12 protein-coding genes are annotated in these 17449 nt (G+C 40.0%); 5 read left to right on the forward strand and 7 right to left on the reverse strand.

Translation table 11 applies throughout. From position 1 onward, the window contains the following. Positions 1-5: 5 nt before the first annotated feature. On the reverse strand, positions 6-1268 hold the full coding sequence (locus NU887_RS19140) for a replication-associated recombination protein A (protein WP_258424997.1): 1263 nt from the start codon (positions 1266-1268) through the stop codon (positions 6-8). Positions 1269-1305: 37 nt separating this feature from the next. Next, on the reverse strand, positions 1306-2229 hold the full coding sequence (locus NU887_RS19145; RefSeq protein ID WP_258424998.1) for a sugar phosphate isomerase/epimerase family protein: 924 nt from the start codon (positions 2227-2229) through the stop codon (positions 1306-1308). A gap of 178 nt (positions 2230-2407) precedes the next feature. On the opposite strand from NU887_RS19145, the gene NU887_RS19150 reads away from it, so the two are divergent. The 5 genes from NU887_RS19150 to NU887_RS19170 are packed head-to-tail and all read left to right on the forward strand — an operon-like array spanning position 2408 to position 9833. Next, complete coding sequence (locus tag NU887_RS19150) at positions 2408-3112, forward strand: hypothetical protein (protein WP_258424999.1); 705 nt, start codon at positions 2408-2410, stop codon at positions 3110-3112. Continuing rightward, positions 3105-5858, forward strand: a complete 2754-nt coding sequence (locus NU887_RS19155) for a TonB-dependent receptor (protein WP_258425000.1) — start codon at positions 3105-3107, stop codon at positions 5856-5858. Before NU887_RS19150 ends, NU887_RS19155 begins: the two co-directional genes overlap by 8 nt. Then, positions 5858-7003 (forward strand): DUF4249 domain-containing protein, encoded by a 1146-nt coding sequence (locus tag NU887_RS19160; protein WP_258425001.1) that lies wholly within the window; start codon positions 5858-5860, stop codon positions 7001-7003. The genes NU887_RS19155 and NU887_RS19160 overlap by 1 nt, the downstream gene beginning before the upstream one ends. A 33-nt stretch (positions 7004-7036) precedes the next feature. Further along, the gene (locus NU887_RS19165; protein WP_258425002.1) at positions 7037-8194 is read left to right on the forward strand and encodes a DUF4249 domain-containing protein; all 1158 of its coding nucleotides are present in this window, start codon (positions 7037-7039) and stop codon (positions 8192-8194) included. A 10-nt stretch (positions 8195-8204) separates the two neighbouring features. After that, positions 8205-9833 carry a hypothetical protein gene (locus NU887_RS19170; RefSeq protein ID WP_258425003.1) on the forward strand — a complete coding sequence of 543 codons (1629 nt, stop codon included), beginning with the start codon at positions 8205-8207 and terminating at the stop codon, positions 9831-9833. On the opposite strand, the gene NU887_RS19175 is transcribed toward NU887_RS19170, so the two are convergent. The 5 genes from NU887_RS19175 to tilS form a co-directional block, all read right to left on the reverse strand. Continuing rightward, positions 9830-11506 carry a mechanosensitive ion channel family protein gene (locus NU887_RS19175; RefSeq protein WP_258425004.1) on the reverse strand — a complete coding sequence of 559 codons (1677 nt, stop codon included), beginning with the start codon at positions 11504-11506 and terminating at the stop codon, positions 9830-9832. The two genes, NU887_RS19170 and NU887_RS19175, sit on opposite strands and share 4 nt — an antisense overlap. A gap of 79 nt (positions 11507-11585) precedes the next feature. Beyond that, entirely contained in the window at positions 11586-14309 is a 2724-nt protein-coding gene (locus tag NU887_RS19180; protein WP_258425005.1) for a hypothetical protein, read from the reverse strand. A 103-nt stretch (positions 14310-14412) separates the two neighbouring features. Beyond that, on the reverse strand, positions 14413-15351 hold the full coding sequence (gene mdh, locus NU887_RS19185; protein WP_258425006.1) for a malate dehydrogenase: 939 nt from the start codon (positions 15349-15351) through the stop codon (positions 14413-14415). Between the two features lie 234 nt (positions 15352-15585). Beyond that, complete coding sequence (locus NU887_RS19190) at positions 15586-16110, reverse strand: Crp/Fnr family transcriptional regulator (protein WP_258425007.1); 525 nt, start codon at positions 16108-16110, stop codon at positions 15586-15588. A gap of 3 nt (positions 16111-16113) precedes the next feature. Then, positions 16114-17430, reverse strand: a complete 1317-nt coding sequence (gene tilS / locus NU887_RS19195) for a tRNA lysidine(34) synthetase TilS (RefSeq protein WP_258425008.1) — start codon at positions 17428-17430, stop codon at positions 16114-16116. Positions 17431-17449 lie beyond the last annotated feature (19 nt).

Consider the following 17449-nt stretch of genomic DNA (forward strand, 5'->3'; position numbering starts at 1 on the left):
TCTTTTCAATACCCATACTTACCCTTCCACTTCTCTTTCAGGTATTTTCTCAATTCATTTTCCCGGGCATTGTTTCCAGGATCATAAAGCTTGAGGTTTTTGATTTCATCTGGTAAAAATTCCTGCGTCACAAAATTCCCTTCATAGTCGTGTGAGTACTTGTATTCTTTGCCATAATTAAGATCCTTCATCAGTTTGGTAGGCGCATTGCGGAGATGTAGCGGAACAGACAGGTCCCCTTTTTCCCTGACCAAAGCTTGGGCCTGATTGATGGCAAGGTACGCGGCATTGCTTTTTGGCGAGCTTGCCAGATAAGTGACACATTGGGAAAGGATAATCCTTGCCTCGGGGTATCCTATGATTTTGACAGCTTCAAAGCAATTAGTAGCCAAAAGAAGTGCATTTGGATTAGCATTGCCGATATCTTCTGAAGCCAAAATCACCAACCTCCTGGCAATAAACTTTACATCTTCGCCACCTTCGATCATTCTCGCCAACCAATACACAGCCGCATTTGGATCCGAACCGCGAATAGACTTGATAAAGGCCGATATTATATCATAATGCTGTTCTCCTGATTTGTCATAGAGCGCTACTTTCTGCTGAGCTATCTCGGTGACAATGTCATTGGTTATGACACAGGGATCCTGGTTGATCCCATCTATGACTATTTCGAGTAAGTTCAAAAGCTTACGGCCATCACCTCCCGAAAGCCTGAGTAGTGCTTCTGTTTCTTGCAGTTCAACTTTTTTCTTTTTGAGGTCAATATCCTTATCCAAAGCCTGCTTGACCATTGCTTCCAACTCGGATCTTCCGAGGGGATTGAGGGTAAAAACCTGACACCTTGACAAAAGGGCAGCATTGACCTCGAATGAAGGGTTTTCAGTGGTAGCTCCAATCAGTCTGATCGTTCCCTTTTCGACAGCCCCCAAAAGAGCATCCTGTTGGGACTTGTTGAACCTGTGGATTTCGTCAATAAAAAGCACAACACCAAGTTGAAATTTTGCTTTTTCGATAACCTCACGGATGTCCTTTACTCCCGAACTCACAGCGCTCAGCGTATAAAAAGGGGCTTTGATTTCATTGGCAATGATATTGGCGATGGTGGTTTTGCCCACCCCCGGGGGTCCCCACAAAATCAGAGAAGGCACATTGCCGCATTTGATCGCTTTATGCAAAAAAGAACTAGGCGAAGAAAGGTGCTCCTGACCGATCAGGTCTTCCAACCTGTGGGGGCGCATTCGTTCGGCTAATGGGATTTGATTCATTTAATTTTTCAAAAGCTGTAAACAGAAAGCAAAATGTCTAAATCTCATTGACGAGCTTTTTCATTTTCTCTAACCCTGTTTTGGCTACGGTCAGAGCATCTTGTTTCCAATAATCCTGGTTGAAAAGCTCAAGCGAAAGTACCTTATTTCCACCCATATTTTTCAGATCTCTCAGTATCTCTTTCATTGGGGCAGCCCCATCTCCGGGATAAACACGGTCTTTGTCTGCCTGATCTTCCCTTGGAATGGACGCTACAAAATCATTCATATGGAAGATTTCGATGGCCGATCCGTTAAGCATTTTCAATCCATCATACCCCGATCCTCCCCTAAAGAGATGATACACATCGGGCAGAATCCTTGTATCGGGATCATTGGCTACCGCTGCCACCATCAAAACCTGGCCCAAATGGTGAAAAAATGGAAATGCTCCCCAGAACTCCAATTGAGGCATAACTCCTGTTTTCCTACCCAAATCCAATAAAGCTTTGTACCGTCCTCCTGCCTTAAAAAGGTCCAAAGGGGCTGACACGCCGGCTGCAGGTGCTGCCACCCTTGTACATCCTAAGGAAGCCAAAAGCTCCATTTCCTGTTCCATTTGAATCATCCCGGCTTTTCTCTTTTCCTCATCATCTACCATCCAAGGTGCAAATCCAATGGCGTTTTCAAATTTCAATCCTGAGTCAGAAATATATTTTTTCAAACCAGCCGCTGAATTTCCTGCTGATATATATTCCTGAATATCCCTGATCCATAATTCTACACCATCATATCCAGATTTAGCAGCGATATCCAAATACCCAATCAATCCAGGTTTTTGACCCATGATGGTACTTGTATTCAAACAAAAACTGAATTGGCTTTCTTTTTTCTTTTTTTGATTTGCTTCCAAAATGCCAGCGGTTGCAAACAAACCTGTTGTCAATCCGAGGGTCTTAAGAGCGGTTCTTCTTGTAGTCATATAGGCAAACGATTGATTGGATTATTTCAAGAATTTTAAAATTCAGCAATTATGCTTAAAAATAATGTACCATATCTATAAAAATTTACCTTTTGTATAAATCCTAAATACTTCTGTTTTCACCGTGTTTTTTTTATATATATTGATTTCCAATTATCATTACTCCCAATAAAAACCTATGAAATCCATTTTTTTTCTTCTCGCTTTCTGCGCTTGTCTTGTCTCAAATCTCAAAGCACAGTCGTCTCAAGAATTAGAAGATGCCTACAAGGCAAATATCCCACTCCACCAGGAAATAGTAAGCGGCGGATACTATGTAGATCCGCCCCAAACCATAGAAGGATACCCTTATTTTAAATCGAAAAATTTTGAATACGGGAGCCTCACTATCAATGGACTGACTTATGAAAATGTCCCTTTGCTCTATAATACATTTACAGACGAAGTGATTACTTTTCATCCTGTCCATAAACAAAAAACATTGATCAAGACCGACAAGATAGATGGCTTTACCCTACCTGATAAATTCAAATTTATTCGGATTCGGGATAATCCTGAGTATAGTCACCACGGAAAGGGATTTTATGAATTGGTCGAGGAAGGAAATAAAGCTAATCTGTTGTGCAAATTCTTCAAAACAACCAAAGCCAAAAGAGAAATGAGTCAATACAGCAGTATTTTTTTAGAAAAGTCAGATTTTTTGATCCAACATGGAGAAAAGATTTATCACATAAAAAGTAAGGGACAAGCCATCTCTGTATTGGGGCTAAACAAAAAAGAAATTAATCGCAGTGCCAAAGAAAAAAGCATGAATTATCGGAATGACCGCCGGAGCTACTTGTCTTTTTTGGTAGCATCATATAACCAATCTGCACATGAATAAGCTTTTGGCATTGCTCGTTTTTTGTGTGATTTGTTCCATTCCAAGAACCTCGGCTCAGGAGATCAAACAAAGTGAGGAAAGGATTTCTGGGTTATTTCCAGGTTTAAGTTTTGAGCGATTTACGCAGCAAATAGAATCCCAAACTTCTTATAAGTTTTATTATTCCAAAGAAGATGTGGCTGATTTGGTCATCAATATCAGTGCAAAGGACAACACCATCGAGCAGGTTCTGTCAGGAGTATTTGAAGGAACTGAACTGAAATATCATGTGGATGAAAATCATCGGGTTTTTATCAGCAAAGGAACCGCACTGGACACTTCATTACCCAAGGATTTTTTTTCCAGGGTATCCGAACAGGAAAAGGACAGTCTTTTGAGACAGTCAGACATTGACAGGGCTTTTTCCAGAAATAAGCTTTATGTCGTAGGCAAGCCAGATAATTCAGGAAAAACAGAAGCGGTATTGCGGGGAAAGGTTACAGGATTGGAAACCGGAAACCCTGTTTTTGGTGCGGTGATTTTTGAAAAAATCAATTATACCCGCGCCATTGCCAATCAGGACGGTCAATTTGAAATCAAGCTTCCATTAGGAAGACATACTATTTTCATCCAAAATCTTGGTGGGTTTGTGGAACAAAGGCAGATTAGTCTTCAGGGGGACGGCGTTTTGGATGTAGCCATCGAGGAGAATATCATCTCCCTCTCAGAGGTTACCATTTCTTCAGAAAAAATGACCAATATCTCCCGTCCGGAGATGGGCGTTCAAAAACTGAACATGGAAACCATGAGGCAGATTCCCGCCATATTGGGAGAGGTAGACATCATCAGGAGCATTTTGACCCTTCCGGGTGTGCAGACCGTCGGGGAGGCTAGCGTTGGATTCAACGTCCGAGGAGGCGCTGCCGACCAAAACCTGATTCTGTTCAATCACGCCACGATTTACAATCCTTCACACTTATTTGGTCTGTTTTCCGCCTTCAATCCTGACTTGGTGGAATCTGTAGACCTCTACAAAGCAGGTATTCCTGTCCAATATGGTGGAAGGCTCTCCTCAGTTTTGGATGTGCATGCCAAATACGGCAATGATGAAAAAATTACCGTTCGGGGAGGAATCGGATTGCTGACAGGCAGGATTTCGGTGGAAGGCCCTGTTGGGGAAAAAACGACTTTTGCACTTGGGGCAAGGTCTACGTACTCTGATTGGCTTTTGGATATTTTGGAAGAAAACACCGATTTCAAAGATGGTAGGGCAAATTTCTATGACTTAAACCTCAATGTTTCCCATAAGCTGAATGACAAAAACATCATCAGGTTAAACACCTACGGGAGTAGTGACAGATTTGCATTTGACCGGGATACTACCTTTATGTATCAAAACCGAAGCATCAATTTGGGTTGGACCCATTACTTCAGTGACCGGTTGGAAGGCGAATTTGTAGCGGGTAGAGACCATTACCAATTTGGTATTGAAGGCAGAGACAATCCGTCCAATGGATACAATTTCGGATTTGGCATCAAACAGGATTTTTTCAAAGCCAATTTCTCCTATGAATATGACTTGAGACATACTTTTACTTTTGGACTCAATACCATCAGATACCGACTAAATCCGGGATTCATCGAACCTGCAGGTGCAGAATCCATTGTCGTTCCCGAGGAAGTAAATCCCGAACAGGCCCTTGAGACTTCCATCTATATCGGAGACAATTTCGAAGTGACAGATGAATTTTCCATCAATTTCGGGATGCGTTACGCTGTTTACAACTATCTCGGACCCAATACTATCCGGGAATATAAACCGGGTTTGCCAATATCACCACCCAACTTAGTCGGTGAAACGACTTTCAACGGAGGGCAAACCATCAAAACTTACAGCGGTCCCGAGTTCAGAATCTCTGCTAGGTATAGCCTCAACAATATTTCCTCCATCAAAGCAGGATACAATACCAACAGGCAGTTTATCCATTTGCTGACCAATAATGCAGCCATTGCACCGACTGACATTTGGAAACTGAGTGATCCAAATATCCGCCCACAGTGGGGAGATCAGGTTTCTATCGGATACTATAGAAATATCAAAGTAGATAAATTTGAGTTCTCGGTGGAAGCTTATCATAGGTCAATGAAAAACCTCATCGATTTCCGGTCAGGCGCATCCCTGATTTTGAATAATGCCATTGAGCAAAGTGTCCTCAGGACAGAAGGACGGGCATATGGTGCGGAATTTTTGTTAAGAAAAAACACCGGAAAGCTCAATGGGTGGATAAGCTATACTTACTCTCGGTCTTTGTTGAGAACTGCTCAGGATGAAATGGCCGAGAAAATCAATGGAGGAGAATGGTATCCTAACAACTTTGATCAACCTCACAATGCTGTCTTGGTGGGTAATTATGCTTTGAGCAAGCGCTTCAGCACTTCCATTAATGCCAACTACAGCACCGGAAGACCTATCACATTGCCAGTTGCCAAGTTCAATTATGGGGGTTCGGAGCGGGTTTATTTCTCAGATAGAAATGCGTACAGGATTCCGGATTACTTCAGAATTGATTTCTCCATCAACATTGAGGGGAACCATAAAGTCAGAAAACTCGCCCATTCATCCTGGTCAATCGGAGTATACAATCTTCTTGGAAGAAGGAATCCTTACTCGGTATATTTCACTCCTGTCAACGGAATTTTACAAGGGTATCAATTATCCATTTTTGCTGAACCGATTCCATTCATTACTTATAATTTCCGAATCTGATGGGAAAGAGGTTATCCTATGTTGTAGCAGTTTTGTTGCTTTTTTTGTGGGGAAGCTGCCGTGACCCCTTTGAACCTGAAGTGACCAATGCAGATATTGCAATCCTTGTAGTAGAGGGATACATAGAAACAAATGGAGAAGAATCCACCATCTATTTGAGCAGAACCAACCCGATAAGAAGTGATTCTGTTGCACTACCAGTGATCGATGCTTCTGTATTTCTGATTTCCAGTACAGGGGAATCGTGGTCTTTCAGTGAAACTGATTCCGGAACCTATTCCTATTCAGGTTTCTTTGATACTGACAATACTTACCAATTGGGGATCAATCTTCCCAATGGCAAACAGTATCTTTCCGACCCCATAAAGCCTATTGTCACTCCTGAGATAAATGAGCTGAATTTCTTGAGAGATGAAGCGGGTGTCGAAATATTCATCAGTACCAAAGGCACGGATGAAGCCCAATACTTCCTTTGGGATTATGAGGAACATTGGATTTTCAGACCTGGGGTGATTTCATTCCTCAAATTTGAAGGAGGGCAGGTTGTCAGAAGAGAACCTGATGAAAGAATTGACCTCTGTTGGAACAGTAACATTTTCCCAAAAATCATTCTACAGAATTCAGCCCGTTTTGAAGACAATACCATCATCCAACGTGAACTTGTCAGAATACCAAACGAGTCTGAAAAATTGACCCAAAGGTATAGCATCAAGGTCAGGCAAAGAGCCATAGACCAGGCTACTTATGATTTTTGGGAAATTTTGAGAAAGAACTCTGATGATATCGGGGGCATTTTCAGTCCCCTGCCCTCGCTGATTGGGGGTAACATCAAAGCTGTCAACCCAGGTGATGAGGATGCCATTGGATATGTAAGCATGGGCCAATCTGCCAGCCAAAGGATTTATATTGATTATGAAGATGTACAGCCTTGGAGAGTTTTTATACCAGAATATGAATTCTGCTTTGTACTTCCTGATACCATTCCGCCCAATGAAGCGGTGACAGCATTTAACAATATTGACAGGGTACCGGCAAGGGAGGTCTTTGACGGGATGTTCTTTCTTGGATATCGTGCATCTACCAAACAATGTACAGATTGCACGCTGCGTGGAAACAATAAAGCGCCTGATTTTTGGGAAGATTGACAGTCCTTAAATAAATAATTAAAGAGGTTTTAAGTGAACAGAAATATTAAACATGTTATCAAAAGCCTAGCTTTGGCAATCCTATTTTTATCAGGATGTAGAGATCCCTTTGACCCTGAGGTGACTGACCAAGACCTTGCTGTCCTAGTGGTAGAGGGATTTATTGAAACAGGCGGGGAAATTTCAGAAATCACATTAAGCAGGACTAATCCAATCCGTAGCGGCGAAAGCTTCAGGCCTGAGTCAGGTGCAGCGGTATTTCTTAGATCAGAATCAGGTGAAGAGTGGTCTTTTCAGGAGACCCAAACAGGAGTTTATACTTTTTCAGGATTTTTTGATCAGGAATTAAATTACCAATTGGGGATCAACCTACTTAATGGCAAAAGATATCTTTCAGACCCGATGAGCCCAATCATCACTCCTGAGATTGAAGAACTTGGGTTTTTGAATGACCAAGAAGGAGTAGAAATATTCGTCAGTACAAAAGGCAATGAGGAAGCCCAATATTTCCTTTGGGATTATCAAGAAGACTGGATTTTCAGACCCGGAGTCAGAAGTCAGTTTTTTTTCAATCCGGCAACAAAAGATGTAGAATTTAGAAAAGCTGACCAGAAAATAGACCTCTGCTGGAAGTCAAATTTATTTCCGAAAATCATCTTACAGAACGCCTCCCGATTTGCAAATAATACCATTCTTCAGAGGGAGTTGGTCAGGATACCAAAAAGGTCGGAAAAATTGACCGAACGCTTAAGTATCAATGTACGTCAAAGAGCAGTAAACCAGGAGACTTACGACTTTTGGGAGATTTTGAGAAAAAATTCTGATGATATCGGCGGGATTTTCAGTCCATTACCCTCACTTATCAGGGGTAACATCAAATCTGTTGATCCCAATGGGGACAATGTAATCGGAATAGTCAGTATGGGGACATCGACGTCCAAAAGAATCTATATCAATGCAGCAGATGTGGCACCTTGGCCATATTTTATAGAGGAATATGAATTTTGCAGACTAGACCAAGACACTGTTCTTATTTCAGATTATGAAAGGGAGTTCGCATCCGGTGCAAGAATACCTGTCATTCCGGTTGTGGTGGTGACCACTACCATCGGATTCAGGGCTGCAACAAAAGAATGTACTGACTGTACTTTGAGAGGAACCAACATCAAGCCTGATTTTTGGGAAGATTAATATTCAAAAAATGACACCAAAGAAATTGATTGCCCTTCTGTTCTTTATTTTCACAGTGATGCCCAAGATAAGTTGGGGCCAAACCAAGGTGGAAGAATCTGTATTTGCCCATATTTCCAAAAATATAGCGGTCACGGGTGAAACGATTTGGTTTTCTATGTCCGCCATGGATATTGATCAAAATTTTTACTCGAAAATCGGCTATGCTGAATTGGTGGACAGAAACGGGATAGCTGTACATCAAATAGTTTACCCCATGCAAAACGGTAAGTCTGACGGATATCTTGAAATACCCAAAGACCTGGAATCAGACCATTACATTTTGCGATTCTATACACGAATCAGCCCAAAGATGAGCCAAAACGGTGTTTTCAACCAATTTGTCACTGTCATCAATCCAAAAAAACCAACCAAGTCCAAGGCTTTGGTACAAATAGGAGGAATTTACCCATCCATAAAGCCTTCAACTTTGGGTCAAGAAGAGATGGTTTCTTTTCCAAAAAAATCAAGTACTCGGCTTGATCTTTCCAATTCAAATTTGGGGAAAGTGTCTTCGATTTCTATATCTATATCAAATCCATTCTTGCCAGAAACCCATTCAGGCTATTACCAAGGTGAGATTTACCAGGAAATCGACAAAACCTTGGAACTCATTCCTGAACCCTATGGGCATATTGTCCACGGAAAAAATTTGAACTCAGAGATTGATACTACAGAAACTTTTTTCCTATCGACCCATGGCGTTCAATCATTTTTGAGTTCCGCCAAACCCAAGGAAAACGGAGATCTTTATTTTGAAATCGGGGCATTGAAGGCCTACAAATACCTGATAGCACAATCTTCAGACATAGAAAAGCAGCTCAATTTCTCTCCTGAATTGCCTTTTTTGCCTTTGGTCTTCAAAAAGGATTTTGTATTTCCAGAACTGAAACTAGAAGAAAAAGATAGGGATTTTATTTCTGATTTGATCACTGCAGGACAGGTTAGCACCTATTATTACTCCAAAGACTCTGTGGAGTTTGCTCCTATTGTGATCGGATTTGATGCTGACAAAACCTATTTACTGGACGATTATACCCGGTTTGAAAACCTTGAAGTCACACTCCGGGAGTATGTGCCGGAAGTATTGGTGAGGAAGCAGGACAAAAAAACCTTATTTAAAGTACTAAACAGCCCTTTGGGTTCTGTTTTTCAAGAAAATCCGTTGATCATGATAGATGCCATGCCGGTTTTTGATACCGATGCACTGGCAGCTTTCAATCCTGTGAACCTCAAGAAATTGGAGGTAATGACCCGTGAATTTTCTTTCAATCAGGATAAATATTCCGGCGTGATGAGTTTCACCTCTTTCAAGAATGATTTTGGGAGTTTTCAATTGCCTTCCAATGCATTATATCTCAACTACCCTGAAATCCAAAAAATAAAAAAACCCAAGTCAATCCATTTAAATCAAAACCCGACTGAGTCAAGTTTTCCGGATTTCAGGAGCACTTTGTATTGGGAAACTTCATTGAATTTGAAGGATTCTATTCAAATCTTTAGCTCAGAAATATCAGGGGATTTTGAAATCATCGTAGCCACCCTAGAAGAGAATGGCAAGATGAACTTTTTAAAAAACAGACTCAAAATTCAAAATTAGGTTTCCTTTTTTGTCAGTTCCTTATCCAAAAATTCCTGTAACCGGGCTTTATAAAAATTCATGTCATTGCTTTGCGAAGGAGCAAGTGATTTTTTTTCAGGGAAGCTTTCCATATGCATGGTCTGGGTAGGAAAGGCGAACCTGACTCCCAAAGAATTGGCAAGGTTGATTATCTGAATCAATATTTCGTGACGACATTTTAATTCCTCCTGCCAGGTAGGAACCTGAAAAAAAATGTAAAACATAATGTCAAGACTATAGCTTGAGAGGTTATTAAAGTAGATATTGAATACATCCTTGCGAGTATCCGGATGAGCTTCTACTATTTTTCTCAATCCCAAAACAAAAGTCTCTATCAAATCAGAAGGCGTATCATAAGTGATAGTCAGGGTGCAATAAAATCTCCTGTACTGCCTTAGTCCATGGTTATCAATGGTAGCATCGGCTATTTTTCCATTGGGTATATACATCACCGAATTGCGAAAAGTCCGGATTCTGGTAGATCTAAATCCCACCTCTTCGACAGTTCCGTCAACTTCACCTGAAGTAATCCAATCCCCCACCTGAAATGGTCGGTCGATGAAGATCATGATAGAACCAAAGAAATTTTTGATGGTATCCTGTGCAGCCAAGGCAAATGCAAGACCTCCAATCGATAGCCCTGTCAAAAACGGAACTATGTCGATTTCCAGCCCATCTTTCAACACAAACAAAGTACCTACAATGATAACAAGCGTTTTGAGGGATTTCCTTAAAAGAGGAACCAACTGGTCATCAAGATTTGATTCTGTCTTTTCCGCAAGTTTTGAAAAATACATGGAAACGATATCCGCAACCTTATAAAAGACAATGGTGATCACCAATGGTTTTGCGACATTTAGGATTTTTATCAACCATGATACAAATTCAGCAGGAAGCTGAAGTACCCTGATAAACAAAACTGAAAAAACAATGATCAGGTAAATGCTCATCACCTTAGCCACAGGCAATAAATATTTTTCACCCAGGTATTCATATCCAAACCTCTGGAGAAAATAAAGCAATCCTTTATCCAAAACTACTGTGAGCAATTTATGGGATAAAAAAAGGAGGAATACCAAAATAAAGATCCCTGCCAACTGCCAAAAATGTATTCCAAAGTAGACTTGGGTTCCAAGTTTGGGGAGGAGATTAAGCAGTCTGCCTGTGCCATAAGGGTAAGTCTCATGGTAAAGTTTATCTATTTGAGAGACTGTTTGGGAGCTGAATTTCCATTCTTCTCCCTTTTTTTCAAGATAAATCTGAGGAAAATGTCTGGAATCGAAAAAATATTTGGATTGGTTGTTAGCCAGTGAATCTGTGAAATCAGGGTCATCGGGAATTTGTGAAAAATTTAGAATTATGCCATTTCCCTCAAATATTTGCTTGAGCCGGACAGCTAATTTTTCCGTGTCAATATTGTTGTTTTTACCGATTTCCAAAGCCTTGGATGCGTCTTCAGGACTGTAATTGACCTCATCCAAATGGAAGAAAAAAAATAGAATTGTGCTGTATGGTGTACTTAGATCAGGTTCTTCGCCGTTTTGGGCATATTTTGAATCCCAAAGTTCCTTTAAAGTTGTTTGGGCTTTTAATCCTGAGAAATAAAAACCCATTAAAAAAATCAATATTCCAAACTTTCCTGCTTTAATCATTTTTGTTTTTTTTTGATTTAAGAAAAGGAATTCAGGCGAGACTGACTCCGGATGCATAATTCATCTCCAACCAAACAGATCAATAGCGGAGACTAAATCTCTTAAATTCTTTTCCTGAAATTGCGTAAATCAGGTATTCATTTTGGCTAGGCAAATACGTAACATCAACTTTTTGGCTCCCTGTTATCGGAACAGGATTAATCAGACGACCTTCAAAGTCATACAAATAAACAAATTCCTGTACTTTATCGACAACCACAAATATGCTTTTGTCCTGTCCAAAAGTATAATACTGAAACTGTAAATCCTCAGACATAATGGGTTTTGAAAAGACTTCCTTGTAGTCAGCATCCAAAACCGTTATTTTATTGTACTCATGTACAACAAACAAATAACGACCTTCTTCCTGATCTTTGATAAGGTAAAACCTGCTTTCCCGGTCCGGCCTCAACAATTGGTTGCGAAAAGTAATCTCACCGAGAAGATTGACCATGACCACTTCTCCCTCTTTTGTAACAGTTACAAGTTGGGTTTCCTTTGAGGTTCCTCTTTCCAATAATATATAATCAGATCCCAATTCACCTTTGACCTGAACCGGTGAACCTGCCTCTTCTTCGCCTCTTCGATTGAAAAAATGGATATTCCCTTTCATTCCTAAAGCCAACATCCTGTCTCCAATACCTGCCACTCTATGGTGGGCAGGCTTTACAGCTAATGGCGATCCAATGGGTTTTGGATCCCATCCCTCCAAAAGTTCCCCATATTGATCATACAAAAAGAGGTTGCCTTTTTGGGTGGATGCAAAAATCCTGTAATTCCTGTTACCCTCATAATCCAGTAAATTCAGATGGGTGAAGGTTTCATTCTGATAGGTCAGCGGAAAGTCAACCAAAGGCTGTCCAGTTCTGTCAATAGCATAAATCTTATCATTTGTGGCAAAAAGCAATTGGAGTTTCCCATTTTTATAAAAATCAAACTGAAAAATCTCAGATATAATCGGACCATCCAAATCCAAGGAGAAAACTTCCTCTCCTTCATTGGTCAGTAGAAAAATCCTGTTCATTTCATCCTGTACAACAAATTCGACGCTGTTGTCATTGAAATTACGGATGCCTACAGGACCGAAAACGAGTCGGTTTTCAAATGCTACGGAAACATTTTCAATCAGAGAAATGTCCACGTCGGAAGGACCAAGGTCAGTTTGCTTGTGACTGATTTCAATATGGATCTTCGCATCATTGCCCTCTTCAAATGTCTTTAAATACATTTTATCAAAGGTTTTTAATTCCTGCTTGTACCTCTGAAAAAAGGATTTCCAACCCGGGGAGGAGGATTCTTCCATAGTATCCCAAAACTTGGGTCCGTCCAATGCAAAGCTGAACCCCGACTCTTCTTCCAATTTCCGGATGATATCCTCTTGGTTTGCAGACTTTCCCCAATTCTTTCCTTTTTTCCAATCCTCGATAAAAAGTTTCATGGCCTTGCTACTGTTTGCCATCACAATAATCTCTTCAATTATCGTGAAATAGGTATCACCAAAACCCACAAAATTTCCATTGAACAAGTGGGCTGGGAACTCCTCGGTTCCAATAACGAAAATTTCAATTCCTTGATGGATGTCAGAAAGCTGCAAGATATCTATTTGTTGATTTTCCCCTAAACCAAATTTTTTCAACAATTCAAGCTGGACATTCGGATTTTCTGTCCTGAGCAATAATATTTTATCCTGAGCCTCATTGGAGATTTTTTCCATATTGAGCAAAGCAATATGCCCTGTAAGGTATTTTGCGAATCCCTTTTTGATTAGTCTGGTTTCAATATCCCCAATGACAGTACTGTTGAAAGGGAAATCAGATTCAAATCCTGAAAAAAGCGCAAATGGATCTTCGAGTTGGTATTGGAAATATATTGCTGTCCGGCTTGGGATCAGGTTTTTGAAATATTCGATAGTAGAAGTGGGGATACTTTTAAGGCTTGGTTTTTTTTCCCCATCAAAAAACATCGTACCATCAAGTGATACTTTTTCTTCTTTAAAATCTATCTGAAAATTTGCGGACAATTTGGTTTTCCCTTGATGCAAAACAGAAAAATTGTTCTTCTCAGGAGTGATTACTTTGGCTATTCCGGATAGGCCGCTGCCCCCAATTCTCAAAACACCCAATCCTTTGGAAGTCGGTAATTCTTTGAATAGCTCTTCATATTGTTCGCTGAAAACAGAAAGTCCATCATTTTGAGAATGTCTGATGGCATCTTCTACTAAAAAAGAGGTGAAACTCAATGCCAAAAGGTTATCAATCTTGGCATAAGTCAAAGTCACGCCATTTCCATTTGTTTTAAGTTCTTTGATGGTTATTTCACTATAATTCCTTAAAGTAATTGTCCCTTGGCTTTGTATCTTTCTTTCAATTTCTTCTAACAGATAAAAACTTTCAGGATTTTGGTAGGCCAAAACATATAAAAAATCAAATTCCTCTTTTCCCGTTGGATGAAGGGAAATAGCCAACTGATTTCCTTTTAGATTTTTTTGAAGGATTCCCGATCTCCCGGCCAGGCTGTCCAAGAACAAAAGATTGTTTTCAGCATTTTTCAAGTAAGGTATTCCTGAAACTGATTTCCAAAATGGCTGACTTACTAGTTGGTTCCAGGCCAAAACAGGTTCCTGAGTTTCAAAAACAAACAATGCTTCTGCAGAAATGACTTCTAAAGCATTCAGGTTTGTTTCTTTGAGGATATTTTTCCAAACTATTACGGCCGCAACTCCAATACAAACCAGAACAGAAAAGACGAGGATTATTTTTTTCAATTGTCGATCATTTTGGGGAATGGCTAAATTTTCCCCTAGGCAGCAATAAAATAAAAAATCCCGATAATAAACCGGGATTTTTTTACAAAAATGAAAATTTAGATTATTTCGAAGAAATCTTGTCCAGGACGTTCATCACTTCTTTTACATGTCCTCTTGAAACTTCAAGCATGGATTTTTCTTCATCATTCAGATCAAGTTCTATAACTTTCTCCACGCCGTTTTTACCCAAAATTACAGGAACGCCCAAGTAGCAATCATCAATACCATATTCTCCGTCAAGCTTGATACAGACAGGGAATACCCTTCTCTGGTTTTTCAAGATTGCTTCTACCATTTGTGCAGCAGCGGATCCCGGTGCATACCAAGCCGAAGTACCCATCAATTTGACAAGCTCACCGCCACCAAATTTAGTTCTTTCGATGATGGCATCAAGTTTCTCTTTCCCAATCAATTCAGTTACAGGAATACCGGCTACTGTGGTGTATCTTGGGAGCGGCACCATGGTATCACCATGACCGCCCATTAGGATTGCCTGAATTTCTTTGGAAGAAACATTCAACTCTTCAGAAATAAATGCCCTGTATCTTGCAGTATCAAGAATACCTGCCATTCCGATCACTTTGTTTCTTGAAAAACCGGAAGTGATGTGGGCCTGATAAGTCATGACGTCAAGTGGATTGGATACCACGATGATGATCGCATTTGGAGAATGCTTCACCAGGTTTTCGGTTACTGACTTTACGATTCCTGCATTGGTTTCGATCAAGTCATCCCTTGTCATTCCAGGTTTTCTCGGCAGACCCGAAGTAATGACAATTACATCAGAATCAGCGGTTTTGCTGTAATCATTTGTGCTACCAACAGTTCTGCTGTCATACTGATTGATCGGTGCTTTTTGCCAGATATCAAGGGCTTTGCCTTCGGCAATCCCTTCTTTGATGTCTACCAATACGATCTGCTCTGCAATCTCTCTATAGGCCAATACGTCAGCACAGGTGGCACCCACGTTACCGGCACCAACTACGGTTACTTTTGTCATGATATAAGGTTTATTTTTAGTGTTAACATTGTTTTCAAAAGTGGCGCTAAGTTATTAAACAAAGGTTTCTAAATAAAGTATTCCGATTGAATACTTGATAATCGGACTTTTGTTTTCCCAATCTTTGTTTGGTTTTACGGACCTAGCTGTTAGATGTTAACTCTTGCAATTCAAATTAATGATTGCAGTCCTATTTTGAATGAAACTTTTGAATCAAAATATCGGAAATCACTTTTACTGAGGAGTCTCAAACATCTCACCAAGATTAAAAAATCCAAAGGAGTTTTTATAGGATTTGAAAAGTCTCCTGTTGTTTTCATTGTAATATTCTGCCAAGGAGGTCATCACTTTGGCTTTGATTTTTGGATTGCTGTCAAATACCTCCTGAATCGCAAAGTGAGGTATGACCATCAATTCTGCCTGATCCGTGGCGACGATGGCGGTATATATCCTTTTGGTGTTTTCCAAAAGGGCATTTTCTCCAAAAGCTTCAATCTTTCCCAATTCTTTGATGACTTCAAATGAATCTTTGATGTCAATTGTAAGGTTTATTTTCCCGGATTTGATGATGTAAAATGCCTGACTTGGATCTCCCCTGAAGAAAATAACTTCGTCCTTTAAATACTTCCGGTTATGGATAGCAGGCAGAAATCTTGCCATTTCAATGTTTTTGAGTTTTTCAAAAAAATTGACTTGAGAAAGAAACTGAAAAACTTCTAACTCACTTTCATTGAAAGTCCTGGAAAAAGGATTGATCATGGTTTACCTGTTTTTGAAATAAAGTACTTTTTTTGTTTTTGAGTCACATTTGAAAAGCTCCCCAATCCGAATCCCCACTACCCATGCTATCTCTCCACCGGACCAAAGTACCAAAACCTGCTTTTTTTGGATCAAAGGCACTTTCAAATCTACTAATAAATCACTGATTTTTTTTGGCTTGTCCATTCCGAGCGGGATAAATCTGTCTCCTGATTTCCATTTTTTGATCACAAGAGGAAACATCAATTTGTCAAAATCGAGCATCGCATTTTCCTTAGATTTATCGATATCTATTTCTCCTTGGAGTTGAAGGATATCATATTTTTTATCCTTTATCAGAATAGAGATATCATGGATTTCAATCTTTTTGGGTTCCCATTCAAAATCGTTTTTACCCAAAATCAAATAATCCCTGTCCTTATTCAGCATGGATTCTCCGGCATAGAAAGTCTTTCCCGATTCTCCTTTTTCGATGGAGGTAAATACATCCTGTACATCAGCAAATGAAAATCCAAAATCCCTCAACCAATAATATAACATGGAATGCTTTCCCGGAATTTTGCCGATTTCTTTGATGGAAAGATATTGGTAGTCTCCTTCTTTGATCACCATCTCATTTTTCCACTTTTCATACAAGAAAAAAAACGCCTTTCCCGTATCTTTCAATCGACTGAAACTTGAATCCATTCCCTTAAGACCTTCAGTAAATCCTTCTTCCAACAGCGGAAATACCTTATTTCGAAGGATATTTCTTTTGTATTCATTTTTCTGATTGCTGCTGTCCTCTCTCCATTTAAGGGAATTTTGAACCATGTAAGATATAATTTCAGCACTGGAAAACCCAAGCAAAGGACGGATAATATCTCCCCTGACTTCTGACATCCCATAAATCCCTTCTATTCCTGTCCCCCTCAATAAGTTGAGGAAAATGGTTTCCAATTGGTCATCAGCATGATGCGCTACCAAAAGCGCCTCATACCCATTTGATTTTAATACCTGATCAAACCATTCATACCGGAATTCTCTTGCAGCCATCTGCAGCGACCCTTCTCTCTCATCCAACTCTTTGATATTAGTGTTGATCAAATGAAGTTCAACTCCCCATTCTTTGGCAAGACTCCGGACAAAAGCTTCATCACCATCGCTCTCCTTTTCCCTTAGTCCAAAATTGACATGGGCTATAGCAAAGCCAATTCCCGAAGACCGAAGTAAATATCCAAGGCAAACAGAATCAATCCCCCCACTTATGGCGAGTAGGTAGATTTTGTTTTGATCCAAAAGTTTTTTTGAACGTAAGTGGTTTTTAAAAAGCTCTTCCATAAATCAAAAATACCAATTT

The organism is Aquiflexum gelatinilyticum (assembly GCF_024741135.1).
Classification (GTDB): domain Bacteria; phylum Bacteroidota; class Bacteroidia; order Cytophagales; family Cyclobacteriaceae; genus Cognataquiflexum; species Cognataquiflexum gelatinilyticum.

Bases quoted from the DNA above. Each gene is read 5' to 3' on its own strand.
- NU887_RS19140 (WP_258424997.1), bottom strand. From the start codon at position 1,268: ATGAATCAAATCCCATTAGCCGAACGAATGCGCCCCCACAGGTTGGAA.
- NU887_RS19145 (WP_258424998.1), bottom strand. From the start codon at position 2,229: ATGACTACAAGAAGAACCGCTCTTAAGACCCTCGGATTGACAACAGGT.
- NU887_RS19150 (WP_258424999.1), top strand. From the start codon at position 2,408: ATGAAATCCATTTTTTTTCTTCTCGCTTTCTGCGCTTGTCTTGTCTCA.
- NU887_RS19155 (WP_258425000.1), top strand. From the start codon at position 3,105: ATGAATAAGCTTTTGGCATTGCTCGTTTTTTGTGTGATTTGTTCCATT.
- NU887_RS19160 (WP_258425001.1), top strand. From the start codon at position 5,858: ATGGGAAAGAGGTTATCCTATGTTGTAGCAGTTTTGTTGCTTTTTTTG.
- NU887_RS19170 (WP_258425003.1), top strand. From the start codon at position 8,205: ATGACACCAAAGAAATTGATTGCCCTTCTGTTCTTTATTTTCACAGTG.
- NU887_RS19175 (WP_258425004.1), bottom strand. From the start codon at position 11,506: ATGATTAAAGCAGGAAAGTTTGGAATATTGATTTTTTTAATGGGTTTT.
- mdh (WP_258425006.1), bottom strand. From the start codon at position 15,351: ATGACAAAAGTAACCGTAGTTGGTGCCGGTAACGTGGGTGCCACCTGT.
- NU887_RS19190 (WP_258425007.1), bottom strand. From the start codon at position 16,110: ATGATCAATCCTTTTTCCAGGACTTTCAATGAAAGTGAGTTAGAAGTT.
- tilS (WP_258425008.1), bottom strand. From the start codon at position 17,430: ATGGAAGAGCTTTTTAAAAACCACTTACGTTCAAAAAAACTTTTGGAT.